The organism is Chloroflexus sp., from assembly GCF_034435895.1.
Taxonomy (GTDB): domain Bacteria; phylum Chloroflexota; class Chloroflexia; order Chloroflexales; family Chloroflexaceae; genus Chloroflexus.
Genome location: NZ_DAOTWH010000108.1, coordinates 1 through 17526 on the forward strand (window position 1 = coordinate 1; position 17526 = coordinate 17526).

General features: G+C 60.3%; 15 protein-coding genes. 9 read left to right on the forward strand and 6 right to left on the reverse strand.

Features of this window, described 5'->3' with window-relative positions:
- Both U9R81_RS06420 and U9R81_RS06425 read right to left on the reverse strand, forming a co-directional pair.
- A partial coding sequence (locus U9R81_RS06420; RefSeq protein ID WP_322494680.1) for a protein kinase domain-containing protein occupies positions 1-898 on the reverse strand: 898 nt, incomplete at its 3' end.
- A 40-nt stretch (positions 899-938) separates the two neighbouring features.
- Positions 939-1445: a ribonuclease H-like domain-containing protein gene (locus U9R81_RS06425; RefSeq protein WP_322494681.1), complete on the reverse strand. Its 507-nt coding sequence runs from the start codon at positions 1443-1445 to the stop codon at positions 939-941.
- Positions 1446-1574: 129 nt separating this feature from the next.
- Here U9R81_RS06425 and U9R81_RS06430 point away from each other — a divergent pair, with 129 nt between their 5' ends.
- Positions 1575-2540: a nucleoside hydrolase gene (locus U9R81_RS06430; protein WP_322494682.1), complete on the forward strand. Its 966-nt coding sequence runs from the start codon at positions 1575-1577 to the stop codon at positions 2538-2540.
- A gap of 15 nt (positions 2541-2555) precedes the next feature.
- Here U9R81_RS06430 and murJ read toward each other — a convergent pair whose 3' ends face one another.
- The 3 genes from murJ to U9R81_RS06445 form a co-directional block, all read right to left on the reverse strand.
- Positions 2556-4115 carry a murein biosynthesis integral membrane protein MurJ gene (gene murJ, locus U9R81_RS06435; protein WP_322494683.1) on the reverse strand — a complete coding sequence of 520 codons (1560 nt, stop codon included), beginning with the start codon at positions 4113-4115 and terminating at the stop codon, positions 2556-2558.
- Positions 4116-4124: 9 nt separating this feature from the next.
- A complete protein-coding gene (locus tag U9R81_RS06440) occupies positions 4125-5246 on the reverse strand; it encodes an LCP family protein (RefSeq protein ID WP_322494684.1) in 1122 nt (373 codons plus the stop codon).
- 317 nt (positions 5247-5563) lie between these two features.
- Entirely contained in the window at positions 5564-6370 is an 807-nt protein-coding gene (locus U9R81_RS06445) for a biotin--[acetyl-CoA-carboxylase] ligase (protein ID WP_322494685.1), read from the reverse strand.
- 156 nt (positions 6371-6526) lie between these two features.
- Between U9R81_RS06445 and U9R81_RS06450 the strand changes: the two genes are divergently transcribed.
- From U9R81_RS06450 to U9R81_RS06465, 4 genes are all read left to right on the forward strand, one after another.
- The gene (locus U9R81_RS06450; RefSeq protein WP_322494686.1) at positions 6527-6661 is read left to right on the forward strand and encodes a hypothetical protein; all 135 of its coding nucleotides are present in this window, start codon (positions 6527-6529) and stop codon (positions 6659-6661) included.
- Between the two features lie 148 nt (positions 6662-6809).
- Entirely contained in the window at positions 6810-9149 is a 2340-nt protein-coding gene (locus tag U9R81_RS06455) for a hypothetical protein (RefSeq protein WP_322494687.1), read from the forward strand.
- Positions 9146-10108 (forward strand): ABC transporter ATP-binding protein, encoded by a 963-nt coding sequence (locus U9R81_RS06460; protein WP_322494688.1) that lies wholly within the window; start codon positions 9146-9148, stop codon positions 10106-10108. The genes U9R81_RS06455 and U9R81_RS06460 overlap by 4 nt, the downstream gene beginning before the upstream one ends.
- 106 nt (positions 10109-10214) lie before the next feature.
- Entirely contained in the window at positions 10215-11303 is a 1089-nt protein-coding gene (locus tag U9R81_RS06465; RefSeq protein WP_322494689.1) for an ABC transporter permease, read from the forward strand.
- A 189-nt stretch (positions 11304-11492) separates the two neighbouring features.
- Here the strand turns inward: U9R81_RS06465 and lexA are convergent, their stop codons facing one another.
- Positions 11493-12143, reverse strand: a complete 651-nt coding sequence (lexA, locus tag U9R81_RS06470; RefSeq protein ID WP_322494690.1) for a transcriptional repressor LexA — start codon at positions 12141-12143, stop codon at positions 11493-11495.
- 196 nt (positions 12144-12339) lie between these two features.
- Between lexA and U9R81_RS06475 the strand changes: the two genes are divergently transcribed.
- The 4 genes from U9R81_RS06475 to U9R81_RS06490 are packed head-to-tail and all read left to right on the forward strand — an operon-like array spanning position 12340 to position 17152.
- Positions 12340-13737, forward strand: coding sequence for a hypothetical protein (locus tag U9R81_RS06475; protein WP_322494691.1), 1398 nt, complete (start codon positions 12340-12342; stop codon positions 13735-13737).
- 9 nt (positions 13738-13746) lie between these two features.
- A complete protein-coding gene (gene acpS / locus U9R81_RS06480) occupies positions 13747-14160 on the forward strand; it encodes a holo-ACP synthase (RefSeq protein WP_322494694.1) in 414 nt (137 codons plus the stop codon).
- A 25-nt stretch (positions 14161-14185) separates the two neighbouring features.
- Positions 14186-15814 (forward strand): NAD(P)H-hydrate dehydratase, encoded by a 1629-nt coding sequence (locus tag U9R81_RS06485; RefSeq protein WP_322494692.1) that lies wholly within the window; start codon positions 14186-14188, stop codon positions 15812-15814.
- Positions 15815-15847: 33 nt separating this feature from the next.
- Entirely contained in the window at positions 15848-17152 is a 1305-nt protein-coding gene (locus U9R81_RS06490) for a pyrimidine-nucleoside phosphorylase (RefSeq protein WP_416180943.1), read from the forward strand.
- Positions 17153-17526: the final 374 nt, after the last annotated feature.

Consider the following 17526-nt stretch of genomic DNA (forward strand, 5'->3'; position numbering starts at 1 on the left):
CTTGAGCGGGGCGTGGCGGCGCGGCGGGCCGTCCTTGTGCCGGCGGCTCGACGCCGGGGTTGATCACCGTGGCTTGCGTCACCAGTTGCTCATACGAGCGCAACTCCTCGGCCAATTCAAGCGCGCTGCGCTGGCGCAGGGCCGGATCTTTGGCCAGCGCGCGGAGGATAATCGCCTCAAGCGCAGCCGGGATATGCGGATTGTACTGGCGCGGCGGCGGCGGCGGTTCGCTAATATGCTTCATCGCCACCGCGACCGGCGTGTCGCCGGTGAAGGGTAGCCGGCCAGTGAGCATCTCGTACAAAACGACCCCTAGCGCGTAGATGTCGGATTGCGGTGTTGCCGGGCGGCCCTGCGCCTGCTCAGGGGCGATATAGTCAACGGTGCCGAGCGTGATGCCAGTCTCGGTCATCGCGGTGGAAAGATGGCTCTTGGCGACGCCGAAATCGGTAATCCGCACCTGCCCGTCATCGGTGACGATAATATTTTGTGGCTTAATGTCACGGTGGATCAACCCAGCGCGGTGGGCGGCGTGCAATCCGCGCGCAATCTGCTCGCCGATCCGCACTGCGCGCGGGATGGCAAACGGCGCTTCGCGGTTGATCAATTGTTTCAGCGTTGACCCTGCGACATACTCCATCACAATATAGTGCTGGTTGCCATCTTGGCCGACATCGTAGACATCGACCAAATTGGGGTGGCTCACCATCGCTGCCGCATGCGCTTCATGGCGAAAGCGGGCCAGAAAGTCGGGATCGGTCATCAAATGGGGATGGGGAATCTTAATCGCTACCGGGCGATTCAGCCGCAGATCCCGCCCCAAATAGATGCGGGCCATGCCCCCCTCGCCGAGCAGTCGTTCAATTTGGTAGCGACCATCAAGTAGTTGTGGTTGCATCGGTAAGCGATCTTGCACAGGCATTCAAATCAGTGACGAGTTACCACAATTTCACCGTGCGGGCGGGATTGGCCAACAGCGGGCCATTCGCATCAAGAATGGCCTCCAGTAACGCCAAATTCACCACATCATCGCGGTTGTAATCCAGCAAGGTTTGCAGGGCGGTGTGATCAGCATACTGCTCGTAGCGATCCCATAGCCGCGGCGCGTCACGCCCGCTGAGTCCGGCAGAGGCGCGGGCAATGCCAAGTTTCTCTTCAACGCCCTTCAACCCGCCACGCAACCCGCGCCGGCGGCATTCGTGCAACAAATCGCGGTGGGCGAATTCGGCGCGCAGATCGGCGTGCAACTGGCGCTTGATCACCGGCAGATCAAAACCGCTGCCGTTAAACGTGACAATGGTCGTTACATGTTCCAGCGCATCATACAGCGCAATATCACTAATCCCGCCGCCAACCAACTGAATGATGCCCCGGTCTTGCCGGTAGATCCCCAGCACGCTCATGACGCCGTTGTAGGCCGTTTCGATATCGAGATAGGCGCGCATGCTAACTCCTATTGCAGCCGTCTCGCGCTCATTATGGCACGCCCCTTGCAGGGCGTCAATGTGTGCTACATCCCATGCTATAGTAATCAGCGTTTCAGTGGTGCGATTTGTCTCTTGTAAGGAGTCGCTATGAGTGCCTCGCCCCACCGCATCATTCTTGATACCGATCCCGGTATTGATGATGCGTTAGCTATTTTACTAGCGCTTGCTTCACCCGAAATCGAACTGGCCGGCTTGAGCGTGGTGCATGGCAACTGCACCTTAGCTGAGGCGGTGGCGAATGGTTTAGCCGTGCTCGAATTGGGCGGCGGCCAGCAGGCGCCGTTGTTTGCGGGTTGCGACCGGCCACTGCTGCGTCCGCTGACCACGGCGCACGACACTCATGGCCAGCGCGGATTAGGCTATGCGCGGCTGCCGGAAGCGCAGTTACAGCCAGCGAATGAGCATGCGGTTGATTTTATCATTCGCACTGTGATGGCTGCACCCGGCGAAGTGACGTTAGTCGCCGTCGGGCCACTGACCAATGTGGCGTTGGCGCTGCGCAAAGAGCCGCGGCTGGCCGGTGCGTTGCGCGCGATCGTCATGATGGGTGGTGTATTGCGGGCCGATGGCAATGTTACGTCGCGCGCCGAGTTTAACGTGTATGCCGACCCGCATGCGGCCCAGATTGTCTTCTCGTCGGGTGCGCCGCTGGTGATTATGCCGTGGGATATTACCCGGCTGGTGCGGCTGCACGAGAGCGAGGTCAACCGGTTGGCGCAGGCCGGTAAGCCAATCGGGCGCTTTATCGCCGATGCGACCCGTTTTTACATCGAGTTTCACCGCCGATACTTTGGGTACGACGGGTGCGCCATCAACGACCCGGCGGCGTTGGCATTGGTCTTTCTGCCCGATCTGGCCACCTATGCCGATGTGCATGTCACTGTCGAGACGTGCAGCCCGCTGACAATGGGCTTGACCGTGGCCGATTTCATGCTCCAAGATGGCCGCCAACCGAACGCGCGGGCAGTCGTAGCGTTTGATACGCCGCGCTTCCTGTCGCTCTTCGTCGAGCGGATGCAGGCGCTTGAGGAACGGTTGTATGGGGCGTCATAGCGTCAGCGCTCTCTCCTATGACGACGGCGTCCGTCCCAACCGCGTCCGGATGATGTTGAGTAAAAAGGTTGCCGCTTCCAGCCGTAAGGCGATGGCAAGCAGCGTATAGATCGCGATGCCGGCGCTGGCCGCCACTGCCACCTGCACGAGTGGCGGCCAGCTCTGGCCCAGTGTGGCAATGCCGCTCACAGCCAACGCCATGATGCCGCTGGCGATAACGCCTTTCATCGTTGCTTCGCCTAGCCGCAAGCCACCCAACGGCAACGATCGCTGTAACAGCCATGCGGTAATGATTGCATGGCCGATCCATTGAGCCGAATTGCCTAGCACTAACCCCAAGAAGCCAAGCGACGTCCATTCAGCGAGCGGCACAGCAACTGCCAGATAGCAGAGAATGGCTGCGCCTTGGATCAAGTTGGGGGTGAGAGTGTTTTTGCGCGCGTAGAGGGCAAACAACAGCATCTGATCGATCGCGGCTGCCGGCAATCCCGGCAAATAACCAAGGAGCGCGAGCGCGGTGATGGCCGTATCTTCGGCGCCAAACGCGCCACGCTCGAACAGGGTGGCGGTAATCGGCTGGCTGAGCGCGGCTAGCCCGGCGGTGGCCGGCAGGATCAACAGCAACACAATCTTAAGACTCATCGCCAGCGTGGCCCGAAACGCCGGATCGTCACCGGCGGCACTCTGGCGTGAAAGGGTTGGCAAGACGGCCAGCGCCACCGCCGAAGCGACTAACCCCAATGGAAACTGGATCAAAGTGGTGGCAAAACGCATGGTCGAAAGCGCCGCCGGAAACCCTGATGCCAGCCAGCGGTCAATGACCGCACCGATTAGTGAAAAACCGATCCCAAGCGTAACCGGCGCATAGAGGCGCAAAATGCGCCGCACAGCCGGATGGCGCAGATCGAACCGGATGCGCAATTTGGCGTCACGCAAGCCCGGCAACTGGATAAGGAGTTGCGCGCTGGCCCCCAACAACGTGCCGGCGGCGAGACTCTTGATCCCCACCAGCGGCGCTAGCGTCACAATCCCGATAATCATGCCGGTGTTAAAAGCAGCCGCCACAAAAGCAGGCAACAAAAACCGGCGTTGGGCATGCAGCACAGCGGTAACGATCCCCGAAATCCCCATAAGCGTCACCGCCGGCAGCAGCCAACCGACCAAGGCTACGGCTTCAGCCTGCAACACTGATTCGGTGGGGCGAACGAGCAGCGCCACCGCAAGCGGCGCCTGCCATGCCAGCAGTGCGCTGGCGATGACCAGCATCGTAAACGCGAGGGTGATGACCGTGGAAACGACGCGCCAGAACTCATCACGGTCACGTTCGGCGTATTCGCTAAACACCGGCACCAGCGCCGCACTGACCGCGCCGCTGATCAGCAGCTCGTAGAGGGCATTGGGCAGCGTCCATGCCAAGGTAAACGCATCAACTTCCAGACCGCGGCTGAAGTAGGCGGCGATAATCGGCTCGCGCACCAACCCCAACACGCGGCTGGCGACGTTGCCAAGACTAATCAGCAACGCCGCCAGCGCAATGTTGCGAAAGACGCTGGTCGAAGCGGAAGGCTCGGTCACAGGAATGCACTACTCGCCGCCAGCCGTCGAAACGGCTTCGCCGGTGAACTGGGCGACAATCCGCCGTAACGCTTGCGGTTGAACGCGGAAGGTTGCGCCGCCGCCAAGTTCGACAATCGATGACGAGTCAATCGCGTAGCGCAAAATATTCTCGCTATCAATCGTGCGGGCAAAATTCGCCAGTTCAAGCATGGTGCGGCGACTGAGATCCGTGGTCACGTAGCCGCGCAGTGCGCCGGTATAGTCATCGAGGCTGGTCAATTGCTGGAGCAGCCCTTGGTCGCGGATACGGTGGAAAATAGCCATCAACACCTGCTGCTGGCGCTGATTGCGGCCAAAATCGCTATCGGCATGGCGAGTGCGGGCATAAATCAGCGCGCGCTCGCTATCCATCCACTGGCGACCAGCATTGAAAGAGACCTCAATGGTGCCGTAGTCTTCAGTGGGGTAGGCCGGATCGTAGATGGCGCGGGGAACGTCGATCTCAATCCCGCCAATGAGATCGATGATCTTCTTGAACCCTTCAAAATTGATCAAGATGAAATAGTCAACTGGCAAGCCCAACAACTTGCTCACCGTCGATTTGGCCAGCGCCGCGCCGCCGCCGGGGCCGAAGCGATTCTCGCCAATCGCATAGGCGGCATTGATCCGGCCTTCGCCGCCGGTGGGATAACTCACCCAGAGATCGCGCGGAATCGACAGCATACTGACGCGCCCGGTATCACGGGCGATATGCACTAACACAATCGCATCGGTGCGGGTGGGGCCGGTATCATCAGGCCGGGCGTCGGTGCCCAACAAGAGAATGTTCATTTCGGGCCGGCTGAGCCGTAGTGCTTCAGCGGTTGCCGTTGCTGCCGGCGGGTTGTCAACCGGCGGTGGCGGGACTACGGTTGGCTGCGCCGCCGGAGGGGCCGGCGGCGGGCCATAGATCTCGTTGGTAGAGGTGATCGATTGGGGAGTTGGCGCAACGCTTGCTTCAGTAGGCAACGTTACCGGCGTGATAATCATTGCGTCAATATCAGCTAGCGCCTGACGCCATTCAAAGGCAATACGCAGCATCGTGGCTACAGCAATCAGACTTATGATGAAAGCGGCGCTGGTCAGAATGCGCCTGCGCAAAGCCAACATAACCTCCTGCTCCGAATTTCAGATGCCGTTCGCTTGGGCTGTGCGACGTGGCAATACAGAACCCACCCCGGTTTTCTGTCACCGTCGCGCATTGCGGCGATCGGACGCGGATCGGGCATCTTTGTGATAATCTTCTACACCGACTGTTACTATACCATATCACGCCAAATACGTGAATATCAGACACAATGATGGATAGCTGAAAAATGGCTGATGTGAGCGCGAATCAAGAGCAGTATTGCGTTTATTGCGGTTGCATTGCGGGTTCGGCTCGTCGGCTTCGTTTGAAGATGGCAGTTTGGTTGCCAATTGGGTTGCTAGCCGCCGATCAAGCCCACATCGCCGCTCTCAACCACGCTCACTGCGCCCGATGGCGTGCGCACGAGCAATGCGCCGCTGCGCGTGACATCCACTGCCGTGCCGTGGATCGTGCCACTCCCGGTCGTGATCGTGACTGTTTGGCCAAGGGTAAGCAACTGGCTGCGCCACGCCTCCCACAACCGATCGCTATCACCGGCTTGCAACTGGCGGAACCAGAAGTCATACCGGCGCAACAATGCCTGCAACAGGCCGAGCCGGTCAATGTCTGGCGCACCGGCAATCGTCAAGGCTGTTGCGGGGTATAGGGTGGCTTGCGGATTAGGCGCGGCGCTGACATTGATCCCGCAGCCAATAGTGGCCCACGCTAGCGTGCCGTTATCCCAGCCGCCTTCGAGCAGGATACCAGCGGTTTTAGCCCAGCCGGCGGGTGTCTGCACTAACACGTCATTCGGCCATTTCAGTCCAGCGCGTAGCGGCGTTTCGGCTTCGATCGTTTCGAGCAACGCTACAGCCGCCAGCCAAATCAAGGCGGTGGGTGTCGTCGTGACGGCAGCCGGCGGGCGGAGGCCGAGCGAAAAGAGCAGCGCGCTGCCCGGCGGGGCGACCCAACGCCGGCCAAGCCGGCCCCGGCCGGCCGTTTGCTCTTCAGCGACGATCAATACCGGCAGGGCGCTCGGTGGCAGGGTCGCAATGGCCGTACGCGCCAGATCCATCGTCGAGCCAACCTGTTCGTAACAGTGAATAGTGGCCGGCAGGGTCGCGCCGGGCGCTAAACCGGCCCGAATAGCGTCAGCATCAAGCATACGTTTCTCGTACCCGTGATGGCGAAAATGAAAAATCGCTAAAAATCCACCAAATGGTATGGACGTGGTAACAATTTTTCGTTATACTACTCACTACTGAAGCTATGCACGTGCCTCTGCGGGTGCTCACCTCTTCGCAGCGGAAAGGATTCGCATATGACCACACTCATCCTACTGGCGGCATTCATCCTCATTGCCGGAGGATTGTTCATTCCGCTGCGTCGGGTGCAGCCTGAGCCGATTCGGGTTCGGATCCGCGATCGCTATCAGCCGCGCCGTATGCGCCGCTAACCGTTCCCTATTCTACCGCAGCTTTGCGCGCCGCGCCTCTCCTCGCGCTGGGGATTGGCGTGGTTGTGTTTTTAGGGAACTTTTTCCGTGCCGGGAACGTCCTTGAACCGGAATGCCTGTGCAGGTGTTGCTGGAGGGAGGAAGCCGCATGCAGACCAAGCGTGCGTGGCGTTGGCTCATGGTAATGATGTTTCTGGTGGTGATAGGGCCGGCGGGGCTGGCGCCGGCGGCAGCCCAGAATGCCGATGTAACGCTGACTGTGCGGCCCGCATTTCAAGGCTTTGCGCGCGCTGGCACATGGCTGCCGGTCGTGATCGAGGTGACCAATAATGGGGTTGATCGCACGGCGGAAATTGTGGCCGGCACTCCGAATGGGCCATTCCACAGCGCCATCATTGATTTACCCGGCGGCAGTCGCAAAGGATTGACGCTCTATCTCCACATACAGGGTGTGCCTCGCCAAGTGGGGGTGCGCGTATTGGTCAATAACGAAGAGATCGCCACGGCGTCAGCGCGTTTGCAACCGGTCAGTGAAGGATTATTGGTGGGTGTCGTGGGCGAGCGGGGCGTGCGCCTTCCGATCCAACTGACGGATGGGATAAAAGTCACGAGTGTACCGTTAACGCTGGCCGACATTCCGGCGGAGGGGCTAGGCTTATCGCCGTTTGATGCGCTGATCTTAACCGATGTCGCAGCCGCTGAATTGGCGCCGGCACAGCGCAGCGCCTTGCAAGCATGGGTCTTACGCGGCGGTACATTGATTGTGAATGGTGACGCCGGTATCAGTCGCATATTGGCGTCGTTGCCTGCTGATCTCGTTCCGGTGACTCTGGGCAATCTCTTGCCGCCGATCAGCGATCCGCCGCTCACGCTGCTGGCGCTAACGCCGCGAAATGATGCGCAGCACCGCGTTTATCCGCTCACCCTGCCATTGTTTGATAGCCCAACGCCGCTAGCCTTTGGCCAATGGTACGGCGACGGTACTATCACTGTGCTCGCGTTCGATCTGGCGACGCCGGAATTGAGCAATTGGCCCGGTTGGCGTGAACTTTGGCAATCCATCTTGCCGCCACCTGCGTTTATTCCCTCGGGAATGGGTGTCGGCGCAAAGCTCTATTCAACTTTTATCGAAGAGAATCTGGCGAGCGCATTGACGAGCTTGCCGGCGCTTGATCTGCCCTCTATTACCCTGCTTGGTTTGCTGCTCGGCTGCTATCTGATTATGGTGGGGCCGGTCACCTATCTCGTTTTGCGCCGGCTCGATCGGTTGGCGCTCGGTTGGGTGGTGGTGCCGGCGATTACGGTGATCTTTGCCGCAATTGCTTATGGCGTCGGTTTCAACCTGCGCGGCGGCGATGTGATCGTCAGCCAGATCTCGTTGATCGATGCCACTGAGCCGGGGCTAGCGCGCGAGCGTGATTTTATTGGCATCTTTTCGCCCGATCGCTCGACCTACCGGTTGCGCGCAGATGGGGAAACGCCGTTGGCGCGTCCGATTGCCTTGCAGGGACCGTGGAGCGCAGGGTCGCCAGCCAATGGACGCTATGTGCAGATAGCGCCTGATGGCCGGGTGGTAGAAGGGTTGGATGTGGCGCAATGGTCGTTACAATCCGTGATGCTTGATCGGATTATACCTTCACCCGGTCTCGAGGCGCAGATTACCGTCAATGGTGATCAGGCGCAGGGTGAAGTTATCAACCGCAGCAACCAAATGCTCGCAGATGTGGCCTTAGTGTATAACGGTTATCTCGCGCTGATCGAGACTCTTGCGCCGGGCGAACGACGCAGGGTGCAGCTCGAGCGGCCGGTGCATGCTTTTGAAGGCATTATGCTGAGTTATCTCATTTATGGCCCGAAATTTGACGAGAGCGGGCGAATAGGGCAACCGGTTCCGCCGGGGTTGCAACTGCGTGGCCGCATCCTTGATGCGTTGTATGGGTATGGCACGGGCACATACGGCACGCAGCCGCTGGTGCTAGGTTGGTACAGCGACCAAAGAGCGCAGCTCGAACCAGTTGATCGACGCGCAACGATGCAGCGACTGGCACTGGTGCGCGGTATTGCCCAGCTCCAGATCTCAGGCGAGTTCAAGCTGCGCAACGGCTTTGCTGCTGCGTTCGAGCAGATGGGTAATAATAGTCCGTGCTACTTTGGTAATCAAGTCGGGTTGGTGCCGGATCCGCAACCGGCGGTGATACGCTTTACCTTGCCGCGATCGTTACAGGGCTTGCAAATCAATAGTTTGCAGTTTGACATCCGTTCCGATGTCTTCTGGAATGGCCGGATCGAAGTGTACGATTGGATACAGGGCCGGTGGGAGGCGTTGTCGATCGATCCGATGATTCAAAACCTGTCCGCCGGCCTTGAGCAACCGGCGCGCTTTCTCAACGGCAATGGGGTGATACGGGTTCGTCTGCAACGACTTGACCAAGGTCAGAGCTTTTCGTGTGTCTATGTTGATCCGGTCATACAGGGGCGAATGCCATGACGCTGGCAATAGAGACGATTGATCTTACTCATCGCTACAATAAAAAGCTGGTTGCGCTCGACCGGCTCAACTTGCGGGTGGAACAGGGCTGCATCTATGGCTTTATTGGCCCCAACGGCGCCGGCAAGACTACCACGCTGCGCATTTTGGCCGGCTTGTTGTCTCCCTCTAAAGGCGAGGTGCGTCTGCTGGGCGAGCGGTTGACGACGCGCGCCGCGCAACGGCTGGTCGGCTATATGCCTGACTTCTTTGGCGTCTACGACGATCTGCGGGTGTGGGAATATCTCGACTTCTTTGCCCGTTGTTACGGGTTGCGCGGCGCGCGGCTGCGGCAAGTGGTGAACGAATTGCTTGAACTCGTTGATCTAGCCGATAAACGCAACGCATTCGTGCAAACCCTGTCGCGCGGGATGCAGCAGCGGCTCTGTCTAGCCCATGCGCTAGTGCATGACCCGCCGGTCTTGCTGCTCGACGAACCGGCCAGTGGGCTTGATCCGCGGGCGCGGGTGGAGTTACGCGAACTGCTGCGCACCTTGCGCGATATGGGCAAGACGATTATGCTCAGCTCGCACATTCTCAGCGAATTAGCCGAGGTATGCGACGCGATCGGGATTATCGATCACGGACGAATGATCATCAGCGGGCCGCTGGCCGAGGTGCAGCAGCAGTTAGCGACCGGCGCGCGGGCGCGGTTGCGCATTGCCCGCGAGAGCGATGTGGTCTTGGCGCTAGCGCTGCTGCAACGCCACCCGCTGGTGAGCGCCGCCGGCGCTGCCGCCGCCGATCCGCGGGCGCTAATCATCGATTTCAGCGAGGCGCTCAATGAAGAGCAATGCGCCGCGATCCTCGCTGAATTAGTCAATGCCGGTGTCGCGGTCAGCGAATTCAGCGCGCGCAGTGAAAATCTCGAAGAACTCTTCTTGCGCTTGACGGCAGACACGGGCCAGACCAACAGTTGAAGCCGGAGATAAGTATGCCGGCAAGACTACTCTGCACCATTGCAGCAGGTAACGTCATCGCTGCCCTTGGGACGATTGTCTTCATGAGCTATCGGTGAGAATGCGTATGGCAACCCACATTCGCCGGCCACTGCTCAATCCGATACTGGTGCGGGAAGCGCGCACTCGTATGCGCGGGTTTCGCCCGTATCTGATCCTGACCGTCTTTTTATTGCTGCTGATCCTCAGTGCGTTTGGTATCTACCAGTATATGGTGTTTCAGGCCCGCACTGGCATAGTGGTGCTCAGCTCGCACATTGGGCAGGCGCTTTTTAAGGGTTTAGCGTTCACCGAGATGCTTTTCATCGTCTTGGTGGCGCCGATCCTCACCAGCGGCGCGATTAGCAGTGAGCGGGAACGGTTGACCTATGATATGCTGCTCGCCACCCCGCTCAAACCCGGCCAACTGCTGGCGGGCAAGCTGATTGGCGCGCTCAGCTATCTCTTGCTGTTGATTGTGGCGTCCATTCCGGTGTTTAGCACGGTGTTAATCTTCGGTGGGATCGAGTTGCGCACGTTGATTTGGGTGGTGTTGCTGCTAGGCAGCGCCGCGCTCTTTTTCGGCACGATCGGGATCTTCTGTTCATCGCTGTTTGGCCGGACGACGCCGGCAACGATTGCGAGTTATACGCTGGCGCTAATCTTGTGCGGCGTACCGTTGCTAGTGGCGTCAATTTGGCCGCAATTCAGTAACCCGATGGGCCAAAGCCCGCCGCCATGGCTGCTCTACCTCAATCCATTTAGCGCGATTGTAGCGGTGACAACCGTAATTCCAGCCGCCTTTCAACCCGAAGTGCCGTTTTTCAGTGTAAACGATCCCTTTGTGGTTGTGCCCTTCTTGTCGCAGTTTAGTGTCGGCATCATCCGGTATGCGCCGGAGGGGCCAGTGTTAATGCCGGTGTATCGCGCCACTCTATTAGGTTTCTGGCTAGGAACGTTTCTCTTGCTCTGGCTCAGCTCGCATCTCGCCTTGCCGGCGCGGCGCTGGCGACCACGCTGGAGCGATGTGGGATTTGTGGCGGCGGTAGGTGCGCTTGCGCTGTTGATGTGGGTGCGGATCGACTGGTGGTGGATTGTGCCGCCGGTGGATCCGTGGCTGATGCCAGTCGATCCGGTACCGATGCCGGTGCCGATCGATCCAGCGCCGGTGCCGTAGTTGATGTGGTCGAGATAGGATGGCGTACGGGCGGGTGATGATGTACGGGCGGGTTTCAAACCCGCCCGTACGCCCGTATATGATCCAGCCCTGACATACTCTCGGATCTGCCAGTGTACGCTGCGCCTGCTCGTATAGTGATCTGCCGCATAGCTGTGCGACTGATCAAGAGTAGGGGCATGCAGGCGGCTACACCAGACTGCGCAACACGCCGATCACGCGCCCTTGGATGCGCACATTATTAGGTGAGGTATAGATCGGCTGCATGGTCGAGTTGGCCGGTTGGAGGCGAATACGACCATCTTCGCGATAAAACTTCTTGAGCGTGACCGCATTTTCGTCGATCAGCCACGCCGCAACCATCTGACCGTTCTCGGCCGTCTCTTGCCGGCGCAGCAACACAATATCACCATCGTCGATCAGGGCATCGATCATTGATTGGCCGCGCACCTTCAGCGCATAGACCCCGTCGAGACGGGCGGGTGGCACCACATCGGCTGGGACCACGATCTGCTCGGCGCGGTTGTGGTCAATCTCTTCAGGATCGGGCAGGGGCGAACCGGCGGTAATGGTGCCAAGCAAGGGCACGCGCCCGATCTCTTGGCTCAACAGCGCCGGTGACAAACCCGGAATGCTGATCCCGCGCGAGATCTTGTCGTTGCGCACGATCTTGCCCAACTTTTCCAGCACGTCGAGATTGTAGGAAACGACCGAGGTCGATGAGATGTGCAGACCGTGCTGAATATCACGGATCGATGGCGAGATGCCGCGCGCTTTGATGAAATTGACGATGTATTCGAAAATTTCCGCTTGTCGATCAGACATCTCGCGTCTTCGCATGGCCGCTATCCTTTCATTAGGCCGCGGCCCCGGCGGACTGCGGCAGACAAAACTAGAACTGATGTAGCAATTATAGCTTCCGAACACTTGTTTTGTCAAGTACGTTTGTTCAAGTTTCTGTGATCCGGCTGGTATGGGGACGCTTGCCGGCAGATAAGTCGCTTCGAGTATAATGCACGGTATGGGAACAACAACTGTGCCAGATGATCGATTGGTTGCTCAACGCCGCACCCTGCGCATTGCATGGTTGACCCTGTTTGCGTTTCTGGGGTTGTTTTTGACTCTCGTCACGCTGGTAGCGCTGAGTGTGCGGCAGTGGTATCTTGCGGCGACTGATACGCAGAAGGCGACATTGGTCGTGCGGAGTCTGAATGAGAGTATTGTCTGGCAGCCGGCAGGCCGGACGATCTTTCAGGGTACGCGCGATCAGCAAGAGCTTGGTGAAGGCGATGTGTTGCGCGCCTTGCCGAACGCCGGGTATGGTCAAGTGGCCTCGTTGCGCCTCTTTGAAGGCAGCCAGCTCGATTTGTGGGCTGGCGCGGAATTGCGCTTGATCGAACTGCGCACCACCCGCTGGTATAGCGGCGCTTTGCAGGTCACGCTGGAACAGACCAGTGGGTATGTGCGGTACGACTTGCGCGCCGATCAGCCGTTTCAAACGGTACGCTTTACCGTATTGGTTGGCGATGCGCGGGTTGAGTTCACTCCCGGCGGCAGCTATAGCATCGGTCTGTACCCGCCGGAACGGCGCGTTATCCGCAGTGATGGCCGGCCAGCACTGATCGCTGATATTGCGGTGCGTGCCAGCAGCGCGATCGTGCATGGGGTTGTTGGCCAGCCGGTGCGGGTAGCCGCCGGCCAGCGCGTTGAGGTGGATCCGGCCGGCTTGCCCGGTCTGCCGGTGCCGGCGCGCTGGGAGTTGATCCGTGATGGCGGGTTTTCCCTCTTTTCCGAGGCGGAATATAACAATACCACCCGCGCCGATTATCCGACGCTGCCGCGCGCGACGACGTGGCAAGTCTCAGGGACGCCGAATCTGCCGCTGCCCCAACGAGGCTTCTTCCGGTTGGCGATGATTTGCCAGCCACCGAATCCGGCGTTCACTTGCTCGCCCGAAGACCGGCGGACTGCGGCATGGTTTTACCGGACGGGCGGGCAAGTCAACGGGTTTGTGACAAGTATTCGCCAGTCGTTGGGGGTGAATGGCGCTGGGGTTGACGTGTCCGAGTTCCGCTCGCTGGTCTTTTCACTCTGGGGGCGGATTGATTATCAGTCATTGTTGGCCGCCGGCGATCGTGGTACCGAATGCCCGATTATGATCCGGATTGTGGCCCGCCGCAGTAGTCCCACTGACCCTGACGAAGAGCGGGTGGTGTGCCTCTATACGGCAGCCAGTGATCAGGAGTTGCGGGTGCGTGCCGATGGCGTCTTTTATCAGCGAATTGATCCAGCAACGTGGACGCGCTTTCGGGTCGATCTGCGCGATGAAGGCTGGTTGCCCGATTACCGTTATTTACGTAGCGTTGAGATTTATGCCAATGGGCATGATTACGATGCGCGGGTGGCCGATGTGTCGTTAGTCGGGACGCAATAACGCAAGATGATGCTCTATCACGGCGTTGATGTGATTGAAGTGGCGCGCATCCGGCAAGCGGCGCTGCGTTATGGCCAGCGCTTTCTCGCTCGCGTCTATACTGCCGCCGAGCAGGCCGATTGTGTGTCCGTTGATGGAACGCTGCGTTTCGAGGCGCTGGCGGCGCGGTGGGCAGCCAAAGAAGCGTGTGCCAAGGCGCTAGGGATCGGGTTGCGTGGCTTAGGCGCGCTAGTTATTGCCGATCGTCCGCGCGCCGGGTTGCTTGAGATTGAGGTTGTGCGTGAAGCGGCGGGCCGGCCTGCGTTGCGGCTGACAGGGATCGCGGCGCAGACGGCGGCTGCCTTGCGGATTGAAACGCTGGCGGTGAGCCTGTCGCATACCGGTGATCTGGCGCTGGCTAGCGTGGTCGCATGGGGCTTGTAGCGAGACCTGTGTGGTGGAGTGGCGCATGGAATCTGTTTCGCCGTTTGTAGTGACAGCGGCCCAGATGCGCGCCGCCGAGGAAGCAGCGGTGGCCGCCGGCAGTGATTGGGCCGTATTGATGGAGCGTGCCGGTATTGGGGTGGCGGAGGCTGCGCTTGCTCATTGCGCGCCGTGGGCCGGGCGGACGGTGCTGGCGCTGGTTGGTCCCGGCAACAACGGTGGCGATGCGCTGGTTGCCGCTCGCCATTTGGCCGATGCCGACGCGCAGGTGACGCTCTATTGCTGGCGGCGCAACCGGGTTGATGATAACCTGCTGGCCTGCCGCGCGCGCGGTATCCGTGAAGTACACGCGGCTGATGATGCGGATGGGACGTTGCTGAGGGCTATGCTTGCCGCAGCGACGTTAGTACTCGATGGTCTGCTCGGCACCGGCGCCCGCCCGCCGGCAGACGATCTGGCCGCGATCATTGCCGCTGTTAATGCTGCCCGCGCGCAGCGCGCCGATCTGCGCGTGGTAGCAATCGATCTACCGAGCGGTGTAGCGGCCGATGATGGGCAAGTGGCAACCGTCGCCATCCGGGCCGATCTGACGGTGGCGACCGGTTTGCTCAAGCGTGGTTTGTTGCTCTGGCCCGGACGAGGCTATGCCGGCACGATCGTGGTTGCGCCGATTGGTTTAGGCTCTTTAGATGAGGCAGTGACGATGAGTGAATTGTTGACGGCAACGCAGGCCCGCTCATTTCTGCCGGCACGGCCGGCTGATGCGCACAAAGGGGTGTTTGGCAAGGTGCTGGTGCTGGCTGGTTCGATCAATTACCCCGGCGCCGCGGCGCTCGCATGCGCCGGCGCGCAACGTTCGGGCGCTGGTTTGGTCACCTTGGCGACTGGGCGCAATGTGTTGGCGCTGGCCAAGGTGCCGCCGGAAGTGACGTTGCTGCCGGTGGCCGAAGGCGATTGGGGGGCGATCGGGCCGGCGGCGGTCGATGAGCTGGCCGACGATTTGCCGCGGTATCAGGCGTTGTTGATCGGGCCGGGCTTGGGCCAAGCTGAGGTGACCCGCCAGTTGGTGTTGCGCCTGTTTGGTCTCGATCAGGTGCGCAGCCGGGCGCGAGTGGGGTTTGTGGCGGTGGGTGAAGCGATAGCGCATTTGCCGCAGAAAACGGTCGAATTGCCGCCGACGGTGATCGATGCCGATGGCCTCAATCTACTGGCGAGCGCCAGCGGCTGGTTCGAGCGGTTATCTCCTGAACGGTGCGTATTGACGCCGCACCCCGGCGAGATGCGCCGGTTGCTCGGCGTGACCGAGTTGACGCCGGATACGGTGGCGGTGGCGGCGGAGGCGGCCCAACGCTGGCGGCAGACGGTGGTGCTCAAGGGGGCGACAACGGTGATCGCAGCGCCTGATGGCCATACCCTGATTCACGATGGCCCTAATCCGGCCTTGGCGACTGCCGGTTCGGGTGATGTGCTAGCCGGCCTCATTGCCGGGTTGATGGCGCAGGGGTGTGCGCCATTTGCGGCTGCGGCGTTGGGTGTCTATCTGCATGGCGCTGCTGGGGCCAAGGCCCGCGCAGCTATGGGTGATGCCGGCGTGGTGGCCGGCGATCTGTTACCATTGGTGCCACAGGCGATCCGCGAGTTGCGCGCAGGTTGAAGCGCTGCGCAAGGTGGGAAAGGAATGGCCGCGATGCGCATGGTTGATATTATTGCCGCCAAACGTGACGGCAGAGCATTGACAACGGCTGAAATTGATTGGGTTGTCAAAGGATATGCTGCTGGCGAGATTCCCGACTATCAGATGGCGGCGCTAGCGATGGCAATTGTGCTGCGCGGCATGGACGATCGCGAGACGGCTGATCTGACCATGGCCATGGCTCGCAGCGGCGATATGCTCGATCTACACGATATTGCTCCGCTGACCGTCGATAAGCATTCGACCGGCGGCGTCGGTGATAAGACCACGCTGGTGCTGGCGCCGTTGGTGGCGGCAGTAGGGTTGCCGGTGACCAAGATGAGCGGGCGCGGCCTCGGGTTTAGCGGCGGCACCATTGATAAACTAGAGAGCATTCCCGGCTTTCGCACCAACCTGAGCGCCGAAGAATTTCGCCGCGCCGTGCGCGAGTTGGGTTTGGTCGTTGCTGCGCAGAGCGGCGATTTGGCCCCGGCGGATAAGAAACTCTACGCTTTGCGCGACGTGACTGCCACGGTTGAGTCGATCCCGCTGATTGCCGCCAGCGTGATGAGCAAGAAGCTGGCGGCCGGCGCCGATTGCATTGTGCTTGACGTCAAATATGGGCAAGGCGCATTTATGCGCACGCTCGATGATGCGCGCCGGCTGGCCCAGACCATGGTAGCGATTGGCCGCCACGCCGGGCGCAAGGTGGCTGCTGTGCTCAGCAGCATGCAGCAACCGCTCGGCTTTGCGGTCGGCAATGCGCTCGAAGTGCGCGAAGCCGTCGCCGCGCTGCGCGGGACGGGACCGGATGATCTGGTTGAGTTGTGTCTGGTGTTGGGTAGCGAGCTGGTGCAGATGGCTGGGGTGCGGTCCGATGCTGATGCAGCGCGGACAATGCTCGTCGAAGCGTTGCGCAGTGGTGCGGCGTGGGCGAAGTTTCGGGCCATGGTGGTTAATCAGGGTGGCGATCCGGCGGTGATTGACGAGCCGGAGCGGCTGCCTACGGCGCCAGTGCAGGTCGAGCTGCCGGCGCCACGGGCTGGGTTTGTTGCCGCTATTGACGGGCAGGCGTTGGGGTTGGCGGTGAATGCGCTCGGCGGTGGCCGGTCGCGCAAAGAAGATACGATCGATCATGCGGTTGGGTTGGTCTTGTGGGCGAAGGTCGGAACGCGCGTCGCTGCCGGCGATCCGCTTCTCACCATTCATGCGGCGCGCCAAAGCGATGTTGAGGCAGTTGCCGATCAGTTGCGCACCGCCTATACTATTCATGACGCGCCGCCGCCGCCATTGCCGTTGGTTGAAGCGATTATTCGCTAAGGTTATGGTTTAGCAACGGATGTTTGAAACCGGGATAGGCTATAATTTGAGCAGTTTGTCGAGGACAATTCTCATGTCATTGTGAGGGGCGCAGTCCCGAAGCCATCTCCTGCTCAGGCGAGAGGTAGCGTTGAGAGGGTCGATCCCGTTGTCGCGGGAGATGGCTTCGCCGCCTGCGGCGGCTCGCAATGACAAGTGGGAAGCGGCGGGTACGGTGAGGGGTCGATCCCGTTGTCGCGGGAGATGGCTTCGCCGCCTGCGGCGGCTCGCAATGACAGGTGGAATGTCGAGCACAACCGTTGATCGTTGTGCGATGCCTGAGGGCTTGGTGCTGCGCTCCCCTCTCCCGCGCCAGTGGGAGAGGGGCTGGGGGT